Origin of the sequence: Ruegeria arenilitoris (assembly GCF_013035315.1) — a bacterium.
GTDB lineage: Bacteria > Pseudomonadota > Alphaproteobacteria > Rhodobacterales > Rhodobacteraceae > Ruegeria > Ruegeria arenilitoris_D.
Genome location: NZ_WQHP01000003.1, coordinates 93,723 through 114,224, shown reverse-complemented (window position 1 = coordinate 114,224; position 20,502 = coordinate 93,723). Strand labels below are relative to the sequence as shown.

19 protein-coding genes and 1 riboswitch are annotated in these 20,502 nt (G+C 61.0%); of the genes, 2 read left to right on the top strand and 17 right to left on the bottom strand.

Annotated elements, in window-relative coordinates; all coding sequences use genetic code 11:
- Positions 1 to 121: 121 nt before the first annotated feature.
- The 9 genes from GOV53_RS07920 to cbiE form a co-directional block, all read right to left on the bottom strand.
- A complete protein-coding gene (locus tag GOV53_RS07920; protein ID WP_170465248.1) occupies positions 122 to 1,306 on the bottom strand; it encodes a CaiB/BaiF CoA transferase family protein in 1,185 nt (394 codons plus the stop codon).
- Entirely contained in the window at positions 1,293 to 2,912 is a 1,620-nt protein-coding gene (locus GOV53_RS07915; RefSeq protein WP_170465246.1) for a thiamine pyrophosphate-binding protein, read from the bottom strand. Before GOV53_RS07915 ends, GOV53_RS07920 begins: the two co-directional genes overlap by 14 nt.
- A 78-nt stretch (positions 2,913 to 2,990) precedes the next feature.
- Positions 2,991 to 3,449 (bottom strand): DUF302 domain-containing protein, encoded by a 459-nt coding sequence (locus GOV53_RS07910; RefSeq protein WP_170465244.1) that lies wholly within the window; start codon positions 3,447 to 3,449, stop codon positions 2,991 to 2,993.
- A gap of 115 nt (positions 3,450 to 3,564) precedes the next feature.
- Entirely contained in the window at positions 3,565 to 4,308 is a 744-nt protein-coding gene (cobF, locus tag GOV53_RS07905) for a precorrin-6A synthase (deacetylating) (RefSeq protein WP_170465242.1), read from the bottom strand.
- Positions 4,301 to 5,029, bottom strand: a complete 729-nt coding sequence (gene cobA / locus GOV53_RS07900) for a uroporphyrinogen-III C-methyltransferase (protein ID WP_170465240.1) — start codon at positions 5,027 to 5,029, stop codon at positions 4,301 to 4,303. The genes cobF and cobA overlap by 8 nt, the downstream gene beginning before the upstream one ends.
- Positions 5,026 to 6,348, bottom strand: a complete 1,323-nt coding sequence (locus GOV53_RS07895; RefSeq protein ID WP_170465895.1) for a cobyrinate a,c-diamide synthase — start codon at positions 6,346 to 6,348, stop codon at positions 5,026 to 5,028. The genes cobA and GOV53_RS07895 overlap by 4 nt, the downstream gene beginning before the upstream one ends.
- Positions 6,335 to 7,129, bottom strand: a complete 795-nt coding sequence (cobM, locus tag GOV53_RS07890) for a precorrin-4 C(11)-methyltransferase (protein WP_170465238.1) — start codon at positions 7,127 to 7,129, stop codon at positions 6,335 to 6,337. Before cobM ends, GOV53_RS07895 begins: the two co-directional genes overlap by 14 nt.
- Complete coding sequence (locus GOV53_RS07885) at positions 7,126 to 7,494, bottom strand: cobalamin biosynthesis protein (RefSeq protein ID WP_170465892.1); 369 nt, start codon at positions 7,492 to 7,494, stop codon at positions 7,126 to 7,128. Before GOV53_RS07885 ends, cobM begins: the two co-directional genes overlap by 4 nt.
- Entirely contained in the window at positions 7,491 to 8,690 is a 1,200-nt protein-coding gene (gene cbiE / locus GOV53_RS07880; protein WP_170465236.1) for a precorrin-6y C5,15-methyltransferase (decarboxylating) subunit CbiE, read from the bottom strand. Before cbiE ends, GOV53_RS07885 begins: the two co-directional genes overlap by 4 nt.
- Here cbiE and GOV53_RS07875 point away from each other — a divergent pair.
- Positions 8,689 to 9,438, top strand: coding sequence for a cobalt-precorrin-6A reductase (locus GOV53_RS07875; RefSeq protein WP_170465234.1), 750 nt, complete (start codon positions 8,689 to 8,691; stop codon positions 9,436 to 9,438). The two genes, cbiE and GOV53_RS07875, sit on opposite strands and share 2 nt — an antisense overlap.
- Here GOV53_RS07875 and cobJ read toward each other — a convergent pair.
- From cobJ to GOV53_RS07835, 8 genes are all read right to left on the bottom strand, one after another.
- Positions 9,411 to 10,163: a precorrin-3B C(17)-methyltransferase gene (gene cobJ, locus GOV53_RS07870; protein ID WP_170465233.1), complete on the bottom strand. Its 753-nt coding sequence runs from the start codon at positions 10,161 to 10,163 to the stop codon at positions 9,411 to 9,413. The genes GOV53_RS07875 and cobJ overlap by 28 nt on opposite strands.
- A complete protein-coding gene (locus GOV53_RS07865; RefSeq protein ID WP_170465231.1) occupies positions 10,160 to 10,888 on the bottom strand; it encodes a precorrin-2 C(20)-methyltransferase in 729 nt (242 codons plus the stop codon). The genes cobJ and GOV53_RS07865 overlap by 4 nt, the downstream gene beginning before the upstream one ends.
- Positions 10,885 to 11,514 (bottom strand): precorrin-8X methylmutase, encoded by a 630-nt coding sequence (locus GOV53_RS07860; protein ID WP_170465229.1) that lies wholly within the window; start codon positions 11,512 to 11,514, stop codon positions 10,885 to 10,887. The genes GOV53_RS07865 and GOV53_RS07860 overlap by 4 nt, the downstream gene beginning before the upstream one ends.
- Positions 11,514 to 12,635, bottom strand: coding sequence for a cobalamin biosynthesis protein CobG (locus tag GOV53_RS07855; protein WP_170465227.1), 1,122 nt, complete (start codon positions 12,633 to 12,635; stop codon positions 11,514 to 11,516). Before GOV53_RS07855 ends, GOV53_RS07860 begins: the two co-directional genes overlap by 1 nt.
- A complete protein-coding gene (gene cobN / locus GOV53_RS07850) occupies positions 12,632 to 15,925 on the bottom strand; it encodes a cobaltochelatase subunit CobN (RefSeq protein WP_170465225.1) in 3,294 nt (1,097 codons plus the stop codon). The genes GOV53_RS07855 and cobN overlap by 4 nt, the downstream gene beginning before the upstream one ends.
- Positions 15,926 to 15,930: 5 nt before the next feature.
- Positions 15,931 to 16,986, bottom strand: a complete 1,056-nt coding sequence (gene cobW, locus GOV53_RS07845; protein WP_170465223.1) for a cobalamin biosynthesis protein CobW — start codon at positions 16,984 to 16,986, stop codon at positions 15,931 to 15,933.
- A gap of 1 nt (position 16,987) precedes the next feature.
- Positions 16,988 to 17,371 (bottom strand): DUF1636 family protein, encoded by a 384-nt coding sequence (locus GOV53_RS07840; RefSeq protein ID WP_170426529.1) that lies wholly within the window; start codon positions 17,369 to 17,371, stop codon positions 16,988 to 16,990.
- Positions 17,372 to 17,454: 83 nt separating this feature from the next.
- A riboswitch (cobalamin riboswitch) is annotated at positions 17,455 to 17,665 on the bottom strand.
- A 72-nt stretch (positions 17,666 to 17,737) separates the two neighbouring features.
- Positions 17,738 to 18,622 (bottom strand): LysR substrate-binding domain-containing protein, encoded by an 885-nt coding sequence (locus tag GOV53_RS07835; RefSeq protein ID WP_170465221.1) that lies wholly within the window; start codon positions 18,620 to 18,622, stop codon positions 17,738 to 17,740.
- Between the two features lie 108 nt (positions 18,623 to 18,730).
- On the opposite strand from GOV53_RS07835, the gene GOV53_RS07830 reads away from it, so the two are divergent.
- Complete coding sequence (locus GOV53_RS07830; protein ID WP_170465219.1) at positions 18,731 to 19,687, top strand: NAD(P)-dependent oxidoreductase; 957 nt, start codon at positions 18,731 to 18,733, stop codon at positions 19,685 to 19,687.
- Positions 19,688 to 20,502 lie beyond the last annotated feature (815 nt).

Genomic DNA, 20,502 nt, shown 5'->3' with positions numbered 1-20,502 from the left:
TGGTCGTATCAGTATCGGCTCTGCTCTCGAATTGGTGAAAGGTCGTGTGGGCAAAAATTGAAAAAAACCGCCGATTCAAGGGCATGTTTCAGCAACATGCCGCCGAAATAGGCAGAGTGTTTCAATCCTCAAAGGGGTTTTTAGAGGTCAGAACAGCCTGTGTGTCAGCCCCGCAAACAGGCGGAGCGGCGCGATATGTTACAGGCGTGCGCGACAGTTTCAGCGGATTTCCGATCAGTTTTACCTCACCCGGATCGGCCTGCATCGCGATATGCATCTGGCGTGCTTCGACCTGATCGGTGGCAAAAACCTGATCCAACGTCTGCACCGGGCCGACCGGCACCTTGCGAGCTTCAAGTTCGGCAATAACAGTGTCAGTCGGGTGCGATTTGACCGCCGGGCGCAGTATAGCGTTCAGCGCGTCGCGGTGTTCCAGTCGGGCTGGGTTGGTGGCAAAACGCGGATCGTCGGCGAGTTCCGCATGGCCAATGAACTCGCAGAACCGACGGAACTGGCTGTCATTGCCGACCGCCAGAATGACGTGCCCATCCGAGGTTTCGTAAACATCATAAGGCACGATATTTGGGTGTCCGTTGCCGCGCCGTTGGGGCACGTTGCCCGAGGTCAGATAGTTCACCCCTTCGTTGATCAGCCATGCGATCTGCGCGTCCACCAATGCCAGATCAATCTGCTGGCCTTCGCCGGTCAGATCACGGTGGCGCAGTGCCGCTAGAATTCCGACGCTTGCGTACATGCCGCACATCACATCGGCGATGCCGACACCAACCTTCATCGGTGCACCTTCGGGGGCGCCGGTCAGGGACATGACGCCGCCATAGCCCTGCGCCATCAGGTCATAGCCGGGTTTGGATGCATTGGGTCCGGTCTGCCCATAGCCCGAGATCGAGCAGTAGACGAGGCTGGGGAAGTCGTGCGACAGCGTCGCATAGTCCAGACCGTACTTTGCCAAACCGCCGGGCTTGAAGTTTTCGATCAGGATATCAGCATGTGACGCCAAACGTTTGATTTCGGCCTGACCTTCGGATGTTGTGATATCGATGGCGACAGATTTCTTGTTGCGGTTGGCCGCCATGAAATAAGCGCTCAGGTCCGATCTGTTGCCCTCGGCGTCCTCGACGTATGGCGGGCCCCATTGGCGGGTATCGTCCCCACCAGTCGCGGGGTTTTCGATCTTGATGACGCTGGCACCCAGATCCCCCAGCAGTTGCGTGCAGGTTGGCCCGGCCAGAATGCGGCTGAGGTCCAGGATTTTGACGCCCTTCAGCGGTCCTTCAGATCCGGCCATCGTAACCTCCGCGGTCAATCTCGGCGGCAATCACAGTGAAGGTATCAGCCTTCATCGCGTCATTCAGCGCCGCACGCAGTTCGTCGCGGTTACGGACCGTATGGCCATTGCCGCCAAAGGCGCGGCCCAAAGCGGCGAAGTCATGGCGGTCAAAATCCACGCCCTTGTTACCCATCTGGCGCTGGCGCTGTTTCAACTCGATCAGCGCAAGGCTGGCATCGACAAAGACCAGAAAGATCGGGTTTCCGCCCATCTCGGCCGCGGTCGACAGCTCTCCTGCGACCATCAGGAACCCGGCATCGCCCGAGAAGCTAATCACCGGACGGTCCGGCTCGGCCAGTTTCAGGCCAATCGCCATCGGTACCGCGCAGCCCATGGTGCACAAAGCCGAGGACTGTATCAGCCCACGCTCTTCCGAGCAGTTCCACATCTGGCTGAGCAGGATGCGATGCGCGCCGCTGTCGGCCGTGGCCAGCGTGTCAGCGGGCAGAGTGGCGCGGGTTTCGGCAATAACTGCAGCGGGGCCCCAGTCTTCGTCGGTCGGGAAAGCCTGCGCCAGCGCCGCTTTGACCTTCGCAGGTTCGCCACCGGGCCATGTTTCGCGCGCGGGGTTGCCCTTGGCGATGGCCTCCAATGTGGCCCCTGTATCGGCAACAAGGTTCAGCCCCGCCTGATGCATATAGTGATCGTTGACCACGGCAGATATGTCGATGACACGTGTGTCATCGGGGTCCCAGACTTCTCGCCAACCGGGGCGCATTTCGATCGGGTCGTAGCCCAGGCACAACACCAGATCGGCCTGTTCAACTAATGGCAGAAGGTGTTTGTCCGCCAGAGGCGACAACCCGGCTCCACCAAGACATAGGGGGTGATCTTCAGGCACAACGCCCTTGGCCTTGTAGGTGGTGACAAAGGGAATGCCGAAGTGTTCAAGGAAGGCCTGCACCACATTGCGCGACCCGTCATACAGGACGTCCAGGCCGACAATCGCGATAGGCCGCTCGGCATCCGCCACCCAGCGACGCGCTTTTTCAACACAGTTGCCTTCGGGCGCGACAGCTGCTGCCTTGGCAAGCCGCCGCTTCTTGACACCGGATACCCGCGTGTCCGCGACCGAGATCGGAACGTCGATATGGACGGGGCCGGGGCGCGGCTGATTGGCCAGAGACACGGCTTTATCCGCCACGATGTCCGCCCCCTGCGCCGTCAGCGTGAACGTCCCCTTGGTGATCGAGCGGTACACCTGCGCATGATCCATAACCTGATGGGTATAGGTCAGCGCCTCATCCGCATCGACACAGCCGGTCAGCACGATCATGGGCACGCGATCTTGCAGCGCGTTGGCGACCACATTGATTCCGTTCATCGCGCCGGGGCCGAGCGTGGCCACCAGAATGGCGGGCGCGCCGTCGCGGTGATGCACGGCCTCGGCCATGAAACCGGCAGCGTTTTCGTGCTTGGTCAGGTGAAAGGTGATCCCGGCCTGTTCCAGTGCATCCACCAAAGTCAGAACTTCACCACCGGGCATGCCAAAGGCATGGCGGCATCCGGCCTCATAGAGTCGTTGGGCCAAAAGGTCCGCGGCGCGCGGCGAGAGGTCCTGCATCAGTCATGCTCCGAAATAATACATCACTGCAGATTGCGGAGGACGCGCCCGGACGCAAGCAGGTTCACGTCAGTGTGACTATTTGACGGCGGATTCCGCCACTGCCTGAAACTTTGCGTCCAGTTCTTTGGCAATCTCGCGCAACGGCTCGCCACCTTCGTGAACGTAAGGCGAGAACACGAAGCTGGGCGTTTTGTAGGACAGCGAGGCTGTTCCGTCCTCGTTCTCGGTCACATAAAACCTGATAGGTGCCTCAATCATAGCGCTGACTGACGTTTCCAGAACGCGCACGGCGTAATCGTTGTTGAAGGCGCCGATGACCAGATTGCCCGGAATGGTGATCCCGCGCGCAGCTGCCGCCTTTGTAGGCCCGGCTTGCGTGACCACGATCAAGCCGTTTTCCTTCACGGCTGATTTGGTATCTGCAACCAGTGCCTCATAGCTTTTGCCGGTCGGATGAACGGCCCAACCTACAGGCGGTTCCTGCGCCAAGGCGGGCAGGGCCAGCATGGACAATAGGGTTACAAAAGCCTTCATCGTGCTATCCTCATCGGTGCGAATGCGGGATTGATGCCAGAAACCGATGTTTCGCGCACTCACAATCCCGTGGGGTTTCAGGCTGTAGCAAGCGCGCGTTCAGCTGGGTGAAGCTTCAGACGCCACGTTTCCGCAGTAAGTAAATGTCCATGATCCAGCCGTGATTTTCACGCGCCTGTGCGCGGGTTTCCACGATCTGTACAGCGACATCGGCCAAGGCCCCACTGACCAAAATCTGTTCTTTCATGCCCACGTAAGCGCCCCACCAGATGTCATAGTCTGCCATCTCAAGGCTTTGGAACGAACACTCCCCATCCAGCATGACCGCAACTTTCGATGCGTCCTGTGGCCATCCCTCATCCCGAATGCGGCGCCCTGTGGTGACCACGTAAGGCGCGCCCAGATCGTTGATCGGGATTGCATGGGCCGCCGTAAGCGCCTGCAGCGCGGTAATACCGGGGATCACGCGGGTCCTGGGTTGCGGGTTCAGTCGGGACGCGATGCGCAGGGAACTGTCATAGAGCGACGGATCCCCCCAGATCAGCAGAGCGACCTGTTGCGCATCGGGATAAGCCCGGATCGCCTCTTGCCACCGAAGTGCGATGGCATCGTGCCATTCATCCACGCCGCGCAGATACCCGTCATCTGCCCGGCGTTTTGGGATGTCAAAGTATGCAATTCTAGGAGGGGTCTGGGCAACCTGAGCAATGATCTCTTCGCGCAGACCGGCCAGATCGGCCTTGTTCTCACCCTTTCGAGGGATCAGGATCAGGTCTGCGTTGCGAATGGCTTGTGCGCCCTGAAAGGTCACGTGGTCGGGGTTGCCGGTGCCGATACCGATCAGAGTCAGATCAAACATTTTCGGCCTCAGCCAGCGGGCCATACAGGATCAGGGCGGGGGCCGTTCCGATCTCGGCCCCTAGTTTCTCGGCCAATCCGCCGACGGTTGAGCGGTGCAGTACTTGATCCGGGGTGGATACGGATTCAGCCATTAGCGCTGGCGTATCCAGCGGTAAGCCATGTTCACTCAGCGCCTCGACCAGCAAAGGAAACGTGCGTTTGCCCATGAATACGACCGTCGTGGCATCCGGGTCAGCCAGGGCCGTCAGGTTCAGATCCTCCGGCAGCTTGCCGCTGACGTCGTGACCCGTCACGAACTGCACTCGCCGGGCGGTCAGCCGTCGGGTCAGGGGAATTCCGGCCGCTGCCGCCGCTGCAACTGCCGAGGGAATGCCCGGGATGATCTCATACTCGATCCCGGCTGCACGCAGCGCCACCAGTTCCTCTTCCAGTCGACCAAACAATCCGCCGTCGCCGGACTTCAACCGCACCACCCGGGCACCCGTCTTGGCATAATCCACCAGCAAACGGCTGACATGGTCTTGCTTGGGCGAGGGTCGACCGGCGCGCTTGCCGACACCCACAAGGTCCGCGTCCTGATGCGCGTGGCTCAGGATCGGGCCGCTGCTGAGGTCATCAAACAACACCGCATCCGCCTTTTGCATCCGGTCTACGGCCTTCAGCGTCAGCAACTCCGGGTCACCTGGGCCTGAGCCAATGAACGAAACAAAACCGCTCATGCCTGTGCCTCGGCGATCAGATGAAAGAAGGTTCCGGTTACGTTACCGCGCACCGATCCGGTTTGTGGGCCTTCAACGCCTTCGGCATCGAACACCCGGGCCAAAGGTGCATCGGGCTGCTCAAGGATCGACGAATAGTGGAACTCATGCCCCCGAAGAGTCGTATCAACCGCAATACCCGGCATTGGCTCTAGCAACCGTGCCTTGCGGTAACCAAGGTTGAATTTCCTTTTTTCATAGGATGTTACAAGGCCAAGCAAACCCGCCATCTGATGTCGGACACCTTCCTTGTCGACCAGCGCCTCACCCAACGCCATGTACCCGCCGCACTCGCCATGTACGGGCTTTGTTTCAGCATGCGCGCGCAGGCCGCTCAGGAATGTGGTGGCCGCGGCCAAAGTGCCCGCGTGCAACTCGGGATACCCTCCGGGCAACCAAACCAAATCGGCATCCGGCGCAGGGGCCTCATCCGCCAACGGGGAAAACGGCATGATTTCTGCTCCTGCCGCACGCCATCCTTCTAGCAAATGCGGATAGGTGAACGAAAACGCCGCGTCCCGTGCCAGCGCGATCCGCTGGGCCGGAGGCCGCGGCAGCGCGGCTGACGATGGCCCATTGGGGCCTGAGGAAGCCGCCGCCTTGATCGCCGCAAGATCCACATGTTCGCGCAGGAAGGCCGCATAGCCGGCTATCGCGCTTTCCAGATCGGGATGCTCAACAGCCTGGATCAGACCGAGGTGCCGCTCGGGCAGCGTCAGGTCTCCGCGTCTGGGTAGAACGCCCAGAACCGGCAGGCCTGCGCGCTCCATTCCCAGCCGGGTCAGGCGTTCGTGACGAGGGCTCGCACAACGGTTCAGGATAACACCGGCAAAGGGCAGATCGGGGTTATACATCCGGAACCCCAACGCGGTGGCAGCCGCCGATTGCGCCTGACCGCCCACATCCAGAACCAGCACCACGGGCCATCCCATGCGCTGTGCTGTCTCAGCACTGGAGCCATGGCCCAGCTCTCCGGGTTTGGCCACGCCGTCGAACAGCCCCATGGACCCTTCGGCTACAACGATGTCGGCACCTTCGGCTTGTGCGGAAATGGCGCTTAGCAGCGGATCGGCCATCGCCCAGCTGTCTAGGTTGAACGATGCCCGCCCCGCAGCTGCTCGGTGAAAGGCCGGGTCAATATAGTCCGGCCCGCTTTTAAACGGTTGCACGGTCAGACCGTCCTCGGCCAAGGCCCGCAGCAGGCCCAGCATGACGGTGGTCTTCCCCGTGCCAGAAGACGGGGCAGAAATCAAAAGGCCCGGAGGGTTAGTCATCACCATGGCTCCAGCTGGACCATGGGCTGTCCGCGCTTTGCGGACGATAGCGGCGGTCATAATCTTTTGAATACAGGCAGCTTTCGTCAAACCCTTCGCCTGCCAACGCTGGGCCGACCATGATCAGAGCGGTGCGTGAGATGCTTTCGTCCAACGCCTCTTTCAGGGTCGCCAACGTGGCGCGAATGATCCGCTCGTCCGGCCAGCTGGCGCGGTAGACCACGGCTACCGGGCAATCTGCCCCATAAGCCGGGGTCAGGTCCGCGATCACCTTGTCCAGATTGCCGATCGACAGGTGAATGGCCAGCGTTGCACCGGTGCGGGCAAAGTTCTCAAGCGTCTCACCTTCGGGCATCGAGGATGCACGGCCAGGTGTCCGGGTCAGAATCACGGATTGCGCAAGACCGGGTAAGGTCAGTTCTGTGCCCAACGCTGCCGCAGCGGCTGCGAACGATGGAACACCCGGCGTGACGCTGACGGGAATGCCCATCTCTTTCAGCCGCCGGATCTGTTCACCCATCGCCGACCAGACCGAAAGGTCACCGGAATGCAGGCGCGCCACATCCTGACCGGCCTGATGGGCTGCTTCAATCTCGGCCATGATCTGACCCAGATCCATCGGCGCAGTGTTCACGATCTTTGCGCCCTCGGGGCAATGACTAAGGATTTCCTCAGGCACCAGCGAGCCTGCGTACAGGCATACCGGGCATGAGGCGATGATATCGCGCCCGCGCAGGGTCAGAAGGTCGGCGGCGCCGGGTCCGGCACCGATAAAATGAACGGTCATATGTGTCCTCCGATGGCGACGGCGCATGTGGCAAGCCGGTCGTCAGAAATCTGTCTGGGTGAGGTCAGCCGCGCGCCAGCTCCGGCGGCGGCAAGGGCGGATGCTTCGGCAACGCTGCCGGTGCCATAAGTGGCACGACTGCGGTTCGAGCAGGTGAGGGTTCGCTGTTCCGCAAGATCGGCGGGCGCGATGAAATGCACGGGCAAGGCGGTCGCAGATGCGAAATCCGCCAGCGCCGCATGGCCTTCCTTGTCGGCAACAGTGGCCAAAGCGTCCACAACCTGCCCGGCGCTGGCCCGTTCAAAGGCTGCGCGCAGGCTGTTAACGGTTGCCGCCGACGAAAACCCAAGCCCTGCGACGATCATAGGGTCACGCTCCACTGCACCACCGGATAGGCGGATTTCCAGCCGCGTCGTGGGCCGAGTGCCGAGGCATGCGCAAGTTCGATGCGCAGAAGCTCTCCGCCAACCTGATCGTGCCATTGGGCCAACAGCGCTTCGCTTTCCAGCGTAACCGCATTGGCGACCAGCCGGGTGCCCTTTGGCAGGGTATTCCGCAGCCAAGCCAGAAGGTCAGCGCTGAGCCCGCCGCCGATGAAAACGACGTCTGGCAGGGCAAGACCATCCAACGCGTCGGGGGCCGTACCATGCACAACGTTCAGTCGATCCTGACCCAGAGAATCCGCGTTGCGCCGTATTCGCTCGGCCCGGTCTTCGCGGGGTTCGATCGTGGTTGCGGTCAGGGTTGGATCACACATCAGCCACTCGATACTGATCGAACCTGTGCCGCCGCCGATGTCCCACAAATGCTCGCCCCGTTTGGGAGCCAAGGCCGACAGGGTCAATGCACGCACGGGGCGTTTGGTGATCTGGCCGTCGTTTTCGAAAATTTCGTCTGGCTTGCCCGAGGACTTGGGGAGAGCTTCACCTTCGCCGGCAACCTCCAACCCCACGCAAACCGGGTGATCAAACCCGCCCAGCAGGGCCTCGGTCAGCGTGACGCTTCGCGACCGTTCGCGGGGGCCGCCAAGCGCTTCCATCACGTGCAGCTGCGTATCGGCAAAGCCCGTTTCACTAAGATACGTGGCAAGCTCGGCCACCGCAGCCCCGTTGCGCAGCAGCAGAATGGCGCGCAAACCCGGTGACAGGTGCGGGCGCAGCCGCGTAAGCGGTGCCGCGTGCAAGCCGAACGTCTGGGTGCTTTCCAGCGGCCAGCCCAGACGGGCGGCTGCGAGCGAAAAGGTGGACTGTCCGGGCAGGGCGACCCACTCACCCGCATCAAAATTGCGCGCGATCACCGAACCGGCCCCGAACCAGAACGGATCGCCAGAGGCGAGAACAACCGTTAGTCGCCCCCGGTACCCGGTCAGAACCGGCAGCCCGTCGGCAAATGGCACGGGCCATTCAACCCGTTCAGCGCCTGTGTCAGGGATAAGTGACAGGTGGCGCGGCGGACCCATGATGATTTCGGCGCGTTCCAGCACTTGACGGCTTGCGGGCGGCAGGCCATCCAGTCCATCTTCGCCCAAGCCCAGAACGCTCAGCCACGGAGCCTCATGCATGACCAACCTCCTGATCCTTGGTGGCACGACCGAGGCCAACGCGCTGGCCAAAACTCTGGCCGAGCGGGGCATCCCGGCGACCTATTCCTATGCCGGTCGTGTCGATAATCCAAGGCCGCAGCCGTTGCCGGTGCGTGTTGGCGGGTTTGGCGGTGTTGAGGGGCTGGCCAGCTACCTGCGCGACCACGGAATAACGCATGTGGTCGACGCCACCCATCCCTTCGCCGCGCAGATGAGCACGAACGCGGTTGCCGCGAGCAAAGCGGCCAACGTACCTTTGGTCGCGTTGGCCCGCCCGGCGTGGCGCAAACAAGACGGCGACCGCTGGCAGCACGTTGCCGACATCGACGCAGCAGTCGCAGCCTTGACCGGGCCGAAACGCCGCGTTTTTCTGGCCGTCGGGCGCCTGCATCTTGAGGAGTTTTCGGCGCAACCCCAGCATCAATACCTGCTGAGATTGGTGGACGAACCCGATGCGCTGCCGCTGCCCCATTGCGATGTCGTTGTGTCGCGCGGACCGTTTACAGAGGCAGAGGACCGGGCGCTGATGGAAAGTCACCGGATTGAGGTTGTGGTGTCCAAGAACTCGGGTGGCAGTGGCGCGCGTGCCAAACTGGACGTCGCGCGCGCGCTGGGCGTGCCGGTGCTGATGATCGACCGCCCGAGCCTTCCGCAAAGGACCGAACTGTCGAATGTCGCACAAGTTCTGGACTGGCTGGCTCATTCAGGCGTGAACCTCGGGGTGTAAACGATCGGGCTGCTGTCGCGCTCAATCACGCGGGTCAGCGATGATCCGACGATGACAACCGTCTGCATGTCGGCCATATCCGGCGTCGCCTCGGCCAGTGTGGAAATCCGGATCGCCTCATCGGGGCGCGATATGGCGCGAGCGAACAGGATCAGGCGCTCTGATTCACACTCCTCGCGCAGGATTTCCAGCGTTTTCACAAAGCCTTCCGGGCGGGACTTTGAGCGCGGGTTGTAGAACGCCATCGCAAAATCGCCCTGCGCTGCCAGGCGCAGGCGTTTTTCAATCAAAGACCATGGTTTCAGGTTGTCGCTGAGGTTGATCGCGCAGAAATCATGCCCCAGTGGCGCACCTGCGCGTGCTGAGGCTGCCAACATTGCAGTGATGCCTGGCAGCACGTCGATGGGGATATTGCGCCACTCGGCAGGGCCGCTTTCCAGCGCCTCAAACACTGCAGCCGCCATGGCGAAGACGCCCGGATCGCCGGACGACACCACGACGACCCGCTTGCCTTCGGCCGCCATCTGCAAGGCGTGTTGGGACCGGTCAATCTCAACCCTGTTGTCGCTGGCGTGCAGCGTCAGGCCGGGGCGCTCTGCCACGCGTGCGACGTACGGGATGTATCCAACCACATCGGTAGCTTCGGCCAACGCTGCTGAAACTTCGGGCGTGACCAACTGTTCATTTCCGGGCCCGAGGCCCGCGATCTTGACCCAGCCGCTCATGGTCGACGGCCCTGCCCATGCACGATGATGATCGAGAAATAGGGGGTGACCTTCTCGCATGCCTCAGACAGTTTCGTGACGGTCTGGTTCGGCATTTGCGCAAATTCCACAATCCACGCGCGGTCATACAGCCCCGCCGTTTTCAGCGCGCTCTTCACCTTGTCGATGTTACGCCCGATCTTCATCACGACTAGGGCGTCGGTTTGCGCCATCCGACGCGCTAAGTCCTCTTCGGGCAGGGTGCCGACCAACACTGTGAGCACGTCATCGCCCCAGGTGATCGGGTCGCCGGTCGCGGTCCAAGCGCCGGACATGCCAGTGATGGCCGGAACAACTTCGACCTCAGCCTGATCGCGTAAGCGACTGTAAAGATGCATGAACGATCCATAAAAGAACGGATCGCCTTCACACAAAACCACCACGTCCTCACCCTGATCCGACAGCGTTTTCAAATGCGCTGCGCAGTCCTGATAGAAGGTCGACAGCAGTTCGTTATAGCGCGGGTCGGTCAATGGGATTTCGGTGGTTACGGGGTATTCCATCGGAAACTCCACCGCATCTCCGGGGATCATGCCGTTTACGATTTTGCGCGCCTGGCCGCTGCGGCCCGGTTTGCGGAAAAAAGCCACGTGGCGCGCATTGCGCAGCAAACGGTCGGCCCGCACGCTCATCAGGTCCGGATCGCCGGGGCCAAGGCCCACGCCATATATTTTGCCCGCGCTCATTCAGCGCGGCTCGCGATGGCGTTTACGGCGGCCACTGTAATGGCGCTGCCGCCCAGACGGCCTTTGACAATGCAGGACGGCACAGGCTGCGCCTCCCACAAAGCATCTTTGGATTCCACCGCGCCGACAAAGCCAACCGGGCAGCCGATGATGGCGGCCGGACGTGGGCAGGCGGGGTCTTCCAGCATGTTCAGCATATGGAACAGGGCAGTCGGCGCGTTGCCGATAGCAACTACAGCGCCCTCAAGGTGCGGGCGCCACAGCTCCAGCGCCGCGGCCGAGCGCGTGTTGCTCATCTCTGCCGCCAGGGGGCGCACGCGCTCGTCATGCAGGGTGCAGATCACTTCGTTATCGGCGGGCAGGCGGAACCGTGTCACGCCTTCGCTGACCATGCGCGCATCGCAGAGGATCGGAGCGCCGCCTTCCAGCGCAGAACGCGCAGCCGAGACGAAACCGGGCGAGAAATGCACGAACTCTTCCAACCCGACCATCCCGGCGGCGTGGATCATGCGCACGGCGACCTGCTCTTCATCGGCATCAAAACGCGCGAGGTCAGCTTCGGACCGGATCGTGGCAAAGCTCTCCTTGTAGATCGCCGCTCCGTCGGTTTCGTATTCATAGGGCATCAGGTGAAGTCCATGGTCAAAAGTGTTTCTTCGGTCAGGCCGGTCTGGCTGGGCTCATCCCCTGCGCGGCCTTGTTTGACAAGATCAAATCGCCCGTTGTGGCCGATCAATGTAACATCCGCCGCCCCCATCCGGGCGCACCCCTTTGCGCAGCCTGAAACGTGCAGGCTGCCGGGTACGCGGGATGCCAGCGCGCGCGCTATGTCGCGCGTTTCCAACTGCGCCTGCGGGCAGAACGGTGCGCCGGGGCAGGCGTCGGTTGTCATCAGCGGATCAGAGCCATCTGTGACAAACTCCGGGGCGGGTATCGCCGCCCCGCCTTCCAGCAGGATCATCCGCCAAGGCGTGACACGCAGGGCAGTAGCATCACTGTCGTTAATCAGATCGTAAAGTTTGCGCGCCGGCAGCGACCCAAAAGCCGCGCCATACAGCGCTCCGATTTCACAGGGGCCGGGTTGTGGTTTTGCGCCAACGGGGCCGGGCGGGGATCCTTGCCACTCTTGCGGCAGCGCTTTGACGACCCGCGCCATGCGGCGCGCCTCGGGCGTATAGTTCTTAGAAAACCAAGTTGCCAAAGCCATCACGCGGTCAATCGCATCGGCTTCGGTCACGCTCTGGCCCGTTTCGCAACCATCGGCGCGCAGGATCAGACCATCGGCACCTGTCTCAAGGCGAATATCCGCAGAATCAAGGGTCAGTAGACGTTCTGGCCCAGTGTCGATTGCAAAGCCGAATTTGGCAGGCAGCGCCGGAAGCTCGGCCAGTCTGTTGATCAATTCCTGCGTCAGGCGCGCGGTCAGATCTCCTGCCTGATAGAGCGGCGTAACAAGAATGTTGCGGCGCACTTCGATACCGGGTTCGGCATCCAGAAGGTTCAGGGCTGCAAGCTCTTTCAGCAGAGCCTGGTGGTCATATTCTTCGACCCCCCGCAGCTGCAAGTTTGCGCGATTGGTCAAATCGATCGAGCAGTTGCCAAAACGATCCGCAAGGTCACACAAACCCAGCGCCTGGTCCGCATCCAAACGTGCCAGCCGTGGGCGCACGCGAACCACCAGACCGTCGCCCGACATCATCGGGCGATGCGCGCCGGGGCACCAGCCCTGAACGATGGGGGCGCTCATCCCAACCCCTCCAGATCGGCGCGGATCGAGTTCCGGCGGGTATTCCAGAGACCGGCCTCCAACAGCGCCCGGAAACGGTCCTGCATCGCCTGATGCGCGCGCGGGTTGGCCTCTTGCAGGAACGCGTCAACTTCGGCATCGCCAAGAGTGGCGTCGTGGTAGAGGTCGAACAGGTGCGGTGCGACCGTGCCGGACAGGTGCGCAAACGAGGCCATGTGATCCAGGGTCGCTGCGATCTCGGCCGCGCCCCTGAAACCATGCCGTTGCATCCCCGCGATCCAACCCGGGTTGGCCGCACGGGCGTGAACCACGCGGCTGATTTCCTCGGGCAGTGTGCGGGCGCGCGGGTTTTCCGGATTGGTATTGTCCAGATGGTACAGCTGCGCCGCGCCACCGGTTACCTTTTTGGCAGCGGCAAATCCGGCCTCGTGCGTAGCATAGTCATTGGCCAGCAACAGATCGGTTTCAGTCAGGTCCTGCAGGTGCACAAAGCTGTCGGCGTTGGCGACCCGTTGGGTGATGCCGTCTTTGTCCTGTGCAATATGCTCGCCTTCCAACGCGAAGGAACTGGCTTCCAGCCACGCCTCACCCGCCTGCGTCCGCGCTTCATCCGTGTAGATTTCAGACAGCTGCGTCATATTCACGCCATAGCTGCCGGGCGCAGGGCCATAGACGCGGGCCGAGGGTTTCTGACCGGCATAGGGGTTCCAATCCGATGCCTCATCGCGATCCGCCAACGCCCGAACGGCCTGTCCATAAAGCGCCGAGAGGGTCGGGAAAACATCGCGGAACAGACCTGATACGCGCAAGGTCACATCCAGACGCGGGCGGCTGAGGTCTGTGATCGGCAGAACCTCGATACCCGACACCCGCTCGGACCCTTTGTCCCAGACGGGCTTTACACCCAAAAGGTGCAAAGCCATTGCGAATTCCTCGCCCGCGGTGCGCATCGTGGCCGAGCCCCAAAGATCCACGATCAGCCCTTTGGGATAATCGCCTTCTTCTTGCAGGTGGCGCCGGACCAACTCCTCGGCGAGCTTTACGCCTTGCGCATACGCCGCGCGGGTCGGGACCGAGCGCGGGTCGGTGGTATACAGGTTCCGCCCGGTGGGCAGCACATCAGAGCGCCCGCGATAGGGGGAGCCAGACGGGCCAGCCTCGATCCGCTTGCCCGCAAGCGCGTCGATCAGGGCGTTGCGTTCGGAATTAGCTGACGGCGCAGGATCAAAGTTACCGGTGACATCCGGAACCCGGCCAAAGATGTGCAGACCGTCACCGAATTGGCTTTCTTTGATATCGCAGACAAAGCGGTCGATGCGTGTGATTGCCTCGGCGGTGCAGGTGGCCTGATCCAGACCCAGATCGCTCTCCAACCCGATGGCCTGCGCCTCATCCCGGATATCCTCCTGCAGACGGTCGCGGCGTTTTGGGTCGAGCCCGTCGGCGTTTGAGAACTCGTCCAGCAGTGATTCCAGCCGCACCATCCGATCCGGTGTTCCGCTTTCCTTCATCGGGGGCGGGATATGGCCCAAAGTGACTGCCCCGATCCGGCGCTTGGCTTGGGCAGCCTCACCTGGGTCGTTGACGATGAAGGGATAAATCACCGGCAAATCGCGGATCAATGCTTCGGGCCAGCAGTCTGCCGACAAGGCGACTGATTTGCCCGGCAACCACTCCAACGTGCCATGAGCGCCGATATGAATCAGCGCATCAGCCTGAAGGTCTTTGCGCAGCCAAAGATAGAAGGCAACATAGCCGTGGCGCGGGGTGCGCGAGAGGTCATGGTAATCGTCGTCGCGCGCCTCAGGCGTGCCGCGTTCGGGCTGCAACGCCACCAGCGTCTTGCCCCGGCGCAGCGCGGTAAAATGGAACGCGCCGTCAGTGCAGGATGGGTCATCTTCGGGAACACCCCAGACCATGGTTAGGTCCTTGCGAAGCTGCTGAGGCAATTCGTCCAGCGCGTTTTGGTAGTCCACCAGAGACCACGAAATCCGGGCGTTCAGGAGCGTTTCGGCGATCGGTTCAGCGGGGGCTGTGTCATAGCCCTCAGTCTGCAGATCGGACAGCATTGCCTCAGCCGAGGCCAGCGCATCCAAGCCTACAGCGTGGGCCATCTGCCAGTCTTTGCCGGGGTAGGTGGACAGCACCAGCGCAGGAACCTGATCCGCCTTGGGTTTGTCGTTCAGGGTCAGCCAGCCTGTAACGCGGTCGATGATGGCTTCGATCCGTTCCGCTTCGGCGCGGTGAGCAAAGCGCGAATATTCCAGATGCGGATCGCGTTTGCCCGGTTCCTTGAACGACGCGATACCAGCCGAGATGCGGCCGTCCACTTCGGGTAGGACCACATGCATCGCCAGGTCTGCAGGGGACAGGCCACGTTCCGCCTCGGCCCAGGCTTTGCGGCGCGAGGTGGCGAGGGCGACCTGAAACACGGGAACATTGGCTGCATCCAATGGCGACGTGCCGGACGCGCCTTTGCCCGAGAATGACGTGGCGTTGATAATTGCTGACGGGGCAAGCGCCGTTACCTGCTCACGCAGCCAATCTGCAGCTGCGGGTGCTTTGAGAGATGGGGCAAACAGGCCAACGGCGTCCAGTCCACGCGCACGCAGACTGCGGATCAGCGCCGCGACCGGGGCCGTGTCGGCCGAGGTCAGATAGGCGCGGTAGAAGGTGACGAGGATTCGTTTATTGTCGCCTGCGAATGCCTTTTCGACCGAAATCACGCCCCGATCCGGGCACCATGCGCCGCATTCGGGGATCGTCTTGGCCCCCATCACCGGCCCGGCATACAGCCCCGCCGCCAAAGCCATCTGAGCCAGCGCAGCCTGCGCTGCAACCTCCCCGCCGGTGTCACACAGATGGGCAAGCCGTCGCAGGGTCGAAACGGGCAGGGTGGAGTAGTCGTCCAGCCGCGTGTCCTCGCGCCCGTCCGCCGGCAGAACCGCCAACGCGATCCCTTTCGACTGCGCCAGCGCCAGCACCTGCTGCAGACCGTATGACCAGTAGGGTACCCCGCCGATTAGGCGGATCAGGATGCCCTTCGCTCCCTCCAACGTCTGTTCAACATATGTGTCGACCGACAGGGGATGTTTCAGCGCCGTCAGGTTGGCCAGCCGCAGGGTCGGCATCCGCCCCTCTGGGCCACCACCACGATGCCAGCCCGCCGCGAAAGCGCCAAGGTCGCTGTCCGAGAACGACAGCACCACCAAATCCGCTGGGCTCTGACCCAGATCGGTTGGGGTTTCCGTTTCCTCTAACCCGTGGCTTTCGCGAAAGACGACGTGCATGGGACTTACTCGGCAGCCTCGCGCACACCCACGAGGATCTCGCGGATTTCGGCCTCTTTGATGTCGTCATGCTCGGCAATCACCACCAAACGCGAGCGGCGTTCTTCGCCGGGTTCCCAAGGGCGATCATATTGGTGACGCACACGGGCACCCACGGCTTGTACCAGCAGGCGCATCGGTTTGCTCTGAACGGCCGCATAGCCTTTGACGCGCAGGATGTTCAGTTCAGAGGCCAGACGTTCGATCTTGGCGACTAGATCGGAGGGATCGGTTTGTTCGGGCAGTTCGACGATGATGCTTTCGAAATCGTCGTGCTCATGATCGTGGTGGCCGTCGTGATGCGACGGGCGTGCGTTCATGTCATCTTCGGCTGCGGCTTCCAGACCCAGAACGACGCGTACATCGACCACACCCTCGGCCACTTCGACCACGGGCAGGGGCCGCGGGGCCTCGGCTGCGATGACCTCTTTGGCCTTCGCGACACCTTCGGGACCGGCCAGATCAGGCTTGGTCAGCAGGATGATATCGGCGCAGGAGATCTGGTCCTCGAACACCTCGGACAGAGGTGTTTCGTGGTCGATCGAGTCATCGGCTAGACGCTGTGCGTCAACCGCTTCGACATTCGGGGCGAACCGACCTGCGGCAACGGCTTCGGCATCCGCAAGGGCGATCACGCCGTCCACGGTGATTTTCGAGCGGATATCGGGCCAGTCGAACGCTTTCAGCAGCGGCTTGGGCAACGCCAGACCAGAGGTTTCGATCAGGATATGCTCAGGACGCGGCTCCAGCGCCATCAGGGCTTCGATGGTCGGAATGAAATCGTCGGCTACGGTGCAGCAGATGCAGCCGTTTGCCAGCTCCATGATGTTCTCCGCAGGGCAGTCAGGGATGGCGCAGGATTTCAGGATATCGCCATCAACGCCAACATCGCCGAACTCATTAACGACAACAGCCAGACGCTTGCCCTGCGGGTTTTGCATCAGGTGTTTCACCAGAGTGGTTTTGCCCGAGCCCAGAAAGCCGGTGATCACAGTGACGGGGAGTTTCTCAAGGTTCGACATATCAGGCTCCAATCGGGGGAATTCGGGCCGCACAGTTTTTGCGGAAATGCTCGGGGCGTTCGCGCCATTTCACCAGACCGTCTTCGGCAGCCAGATACTTGGTGACGCCGTCAACGATGGTCTCGACATGATCGACCTCGTTGAGGTTTTCGTAAACGAAGGTCCAGCGGGATGGGCCACCGCGCAGTACAATGGAACAGCCCTGATCGCAGTTCGACAGGCATTCAACCGGCTTCAGCTGGATACCGTCTGGCAGTTCTGCCTTCTCCAATGCCTTATGCAGCAAAGTACCGGGCCGCTGGGCATCATCTTCAATGGGCAAGCCACGACGGCAGGTCGTACAGACCAGCAGCTCGACTGGTGTGGTCTCGGTCACGTCTCTCATCCCCCCAAATCCTCTTCGCGGGGGACGGGGTTTCATGCGGGCCACGTCTGTGCATGGACCCGACACCGGATCACCCCGTCCGGTTTCAACTTCGGGTGCTGGCAGGTCTCCCGGCTTGCGGATGTCAGAGCCTTTGGCCCTGTCGGATGTCCCGCCTTCCCGGCCTTTTAGGCCAGTGGCTTTGGGCAACCTCTCCGGTCACGGTCGCGGGGGCGGCTGTGCTTGACGGATCATCCGCTGGCACATTCCCTTTTCATCCATCCGAAAATGGACACCAACGCAAGCGACATGCGGCACGGGCAGGGGGGTTGTCAAGCACGAGCCGGGCTTGGACAGGGATGACGTCGGAAAAGCGACCAGCCAGTGTCAGCCAGCGGCATCCAAGGTCAGCCGTTCCCGCAGCCAAGCGCAAAACAACCCAGCTGCAGCCGAGGGCTGACCGGTTCCCGGAGCTGCAATCAGGTAGTGCGATTGCGCAAATGGAATCGCAGGGCCCGCGATCCGGATCGGAGCGCCCTTAGCAATAGCGTTGCGTGCGAACCGCTCGACGATCGTTGCACACCCAGCGCCTGCCATAACCAGCTGCAGCGCTGCCACGGACGTATCGACCGAGCACAGCGGCGCGCGCTCTGCCGGGGGCAATCCATGAGCTTCAAAGTAGCGCGCCCAGTTGTCCTCGTAGCCCAGGATGTGAATCAGTGGGCTGCCATGAAGCGCTTGCAGGTCTGGAATAGGCGATCCGGATCGGCAAACTGGAACCAGCGTTTCGTCGGTCAGCTTTTCCGAGGTCACGCCCGGCCAGTCGCCGTAGCCCATTCGAATTTCGACATCCACGTCCTTGGGCGCGATTGTGTCGTTCCAGATGTGTGACACAAGACGCACGGGAATGTCTGGGTGTCGCGCCATGAAATCTGGCAATTCAGCCGCAATCCAATAGGTCGCTGTAGATATCGCGGCCCTCACCGTCAGGGTTTGACGCGAGGCGGGGCCGAACAAGCTGTTGGTGGACAGGGCGATGTCACCCAACGCACGTCGCACGGTCAAAGCATAGGATTGGCCCAGTTCGGTTAGTTCCAGCCGCCGCGCGTTTCGAGTGAATAGCTTCTGGCCCAGATCAGCCTCAAGAGATCGGATATGTAGCGACACTGCAGTCTGGGTTAGGCCAAGCTCTTTCGCGGTGGTGGTAAAGTTCAGATGCCGTGCGGCAGATTCAAAGCTGCGCAGCCATGCGGGGTTGGGAAGTCGATCCATTTATCACCAATAATTTTTGGTCATTATTTCGATTATTATTCGTTTCATTTTTGAAAACGCAATGTGGATACTTGCGAACAAATCAATGCACAGCCGCCGGAGGGTATTATGAAAGTTGGCTTTATCGGGTTGGGAAACGTCGGAGCAAAGCTATCGGGGTCGCTGCTGCGCAATGGGGTTGATCTGACCGTACATGACCTGAGCGCGGACCTTGTGCAGGACTTTGTGGCCAAGGGGGCCAAAGCAGCCGAAAACCCAGCGCAGCTTATGCGCGATTGCGATGCGGTCATCACTTGCCTGCCTTCTCCCGCCGCTTCCGACGCTGTGATGCAAGAGATGCTGCCCGAGGTCGGGCCGGGCAAAATCTGGATGGAGATGTCCACGACCGACGAGGCCGAGGTCAAACGACTGGGGGCAATGGTGATTGAACGCGGCGGTGCTGCGGTGGATTGCCCGGTCTCTGGCGGTTGCCACCGGGCCGCAACGGGGAATATCTCGATCTTTGCCGGCTGTGACCGAGAGACCTTCGACCGGATTTTGCCATTTCTGACCACGATGGGGCGGCGCATCTTGCATACGGGTGAGCTGGGTTCGGCATCAGTTTTGAAGGTTTTGACGAACTATCTGGCCACCGCAAACCTGATCACCTGCGCCGAAGCACTGGTGACGGCCAAGGCGGCAGGTATGGACCTAAACACGACCTATGAGGCGATCAAAATCTCATCCGGTACGTCCTTTGTTCACGAAACGGAAAGCCAAGTCATCCTGAATGGATCGCGCGATATCTCGTTTACAATGGACTTGGTAAAGAAGGATATCGGCCTATTCCAAGAAGTCGCCGACCGCGCAGGTGTGCCATTGGAGATCAACCCTCTGATGATCAAGATTTTCGAAGATGGCATCGCACGCTTTGGCGAACGTGAACTGTCTCCCAATATCATCCGACGTCTGGAAGAGGCTACAGGCCTCGACATCCGCGCGCCGGGCTTTCCGCCCGAAATGCAGGACGACGAACCCGAAGAAGCCGGATACGAAGTTGTTCCGCGGGGACGTGAGGCCGTGTGACGCACAGAGAACCGGGGCCGACTGACACGATTTTGCAAGGGAGTGGAGGCGAGTACCGGAATCGAACCGGTGTACACGGATTTGCAAGCGGTGAGCCTTTATTCACATATTGTTACAAATGCCTTTGTTTCCGGGGTTTTGCAACGTACCGGCGCGCGAAGAACAAAATACTTTCCGCAGAATGGGACTTTAGCGTTTCTTATGGACCAATTTCCGCAGAGAGCGGCGATTGCGCGCCTAAGACGAATCAAAATATGGATTTTGCAAGTAGTGCCCTCGTTCCAAATTCCGTTGCTAAGGGTTGTGGATCAACGTCTGGTTCTTAAAGGGGGGACGGTTAGATCCTAGACTGACGCTGGCTTGTTCTGGTCTATTGCTGAGTGATTTCTGAACGCCGCTTAGCTGACATCTAGCCGAAAACCTCAGGCGACTGCCTTGAGCCCATGCCGCGAGCGATCTGCGCAAAAAGTTCGTGGATGCAGCGACGCAGTCGACCAAGTTTTCCAGCTTCGCCGCAGAAGAAACAGCGGTCGTTCATGCAAAGCGCAGCAAATTTTGTGGAAGCAATGTTTGAGTTGCGGACAAATCCGCCACTCCGTTCGCCGAGGACATGGCGGCAATCAGCAAACCGGACATTCAATCCAAGACTTTGCTATTCCGGCCTTGCGGACAAACGTAACCTTGGCAAATGTCTGCTCTTAAATGAGTTGTTGCTTTCTTAACCTTTGCCCTGTAGGTGAGTCGCAACGCCGCGTGTGGATGACCAAATCAGCGGCAAAGTATTCTCGCCCGTGATTCCCAGATCGTTGTCTTGA

Bases quoted from the DNA above. Each gene is read 5' to 3' on its own strand.
- GOV53_RS07865 (WP_170465231.1), bottom strand. From the start codon at position 10,888: ATGAGCGCGGGCAAAATATATGGCGTGGGCCTTGGCCCCGGCGATCCG.
- cbiE (WP_170465236.1), bottom strand. From the start codon at position 8,690: ATGCATGAGGCTCCGTGGCTGAGCGTTCTGGGCTTGGGCGAAGATGGA.
- GOV53_RS07835 (WP_170465221.1), bottom strand. From the start codon at position 18,622: ATGGATCGACTTCCCAACCCCGCATGGCTGCGCAGCTTTGAATCTGCC.
- cobW (WP_170465223.1), bottom strand. From the start codon at position 16,986: ATGTCGAACCTTGAGAAACTCCCCGTCACTGTGATCACCGGCTTTCTG.
- GOV53_RS07830 (WP_170465219.1), top strand. From the start codon at position 18,731: ATGAAAGTTGGCTTTATCGGGTTGGGAAACGTCGGAGCAAAGCTATCG.
- cobF (WP_170465242.1), bottom strand. From the start codon at position 4,308: ATGTTTGATCTGACTCTGATCGGTATCGGCACCGGCAACCCCGACCAC.
- GOV53_RS07915 (WP_170465246.1), bottom strand. From the start codon at position 2,912: ATGCAGGACCTCTCGCCGCGCGCCGCGGACCTTTTGGCCCAACGACTC.
- GOV53_RS07895 (WP_170465895.1), bottom strand. From the start codon at position 6,348: ATGGTGATGACTAACCCTCCGGGCCTTTTGATTTCTGCCCCGTCTTCT.
- GOV53_RS07840 (WP_170426529.1), bottom strand. From the start codon at position 17,371: ATGAGAGACGTGACCGAGACCACACCAGTCGAGCTGCTGGTCTGTACG.
- GOV53_RS07920 (WP_170465248.1), bottom strand. From the start codon at position 1,306: ATGGCCGGATCTGAAGGACCGCTGAAGGGCGTCAAAATCCTGGACCTC.
- cobJ (WP_170465233.1), bottom strand. From the start codon at position 10,163: ATGAGCGGCTGGGTCAAGATCGCGGGCCTCGGGCCCGGAAATGAACAG.
- GOV53_RS07855 (WP_170465227.1), bottom strand. From the start codon at position 12,635: ATGAGCGCCCCCATCGTTCAGGGCTGGTGCCCCGGCGCGCATCGCCCG.
- GOV53_RS07885 (WP_170465892.1), bottom strand. From the start codon at position 7,494: ATGATCGTCGCAGGGCTTGGGTTTTCGTCGGCGGCAACCGTTAACAGC.
- cobN (WP_170465225.1), bottom strand. From the start codon at position 15,925: ATGCACGTCGTCTTTCGCGAAAGCCACGGGTTAGAGGAAACGGAAACC.
- GOV53_RS07875 (WP_170465234.1), top strand. From the start codon at position 8,689: ATGACCAACCTCCTGATCCTTGGTGGCACGACCGAGGCCAACGCGCTG.
- GOV53_RS07860 (WP_170465229.1), bottom strand. From the start codon at position 11,514: ATGCCCTATGAATACGAAACCGACGGAGCGGCGATCTACAAGGAGAGC.
- cobA (WP_170465240.1), bottom strand. From the start codon at position 5,029: ATGAGCGGTTTTGTTTCGTTCATTGGCTCAGGCCCAGGTGACCCGGAG.
- GOV53_RS07910 (WP_170465244.1), bottom strand. From the start codon at position 3,449: ATGAAGGCTTTTGTAACCCTATTGTCCATGCTGGCCCTGCCCGCCTTG.
- cobM (WP_170465238.1), bottom strand. From the start codon at position 7,129: ATGACCGTTCATTTTATCGGTGCCGGACCCGGCGCCGCCGACCTTCTG.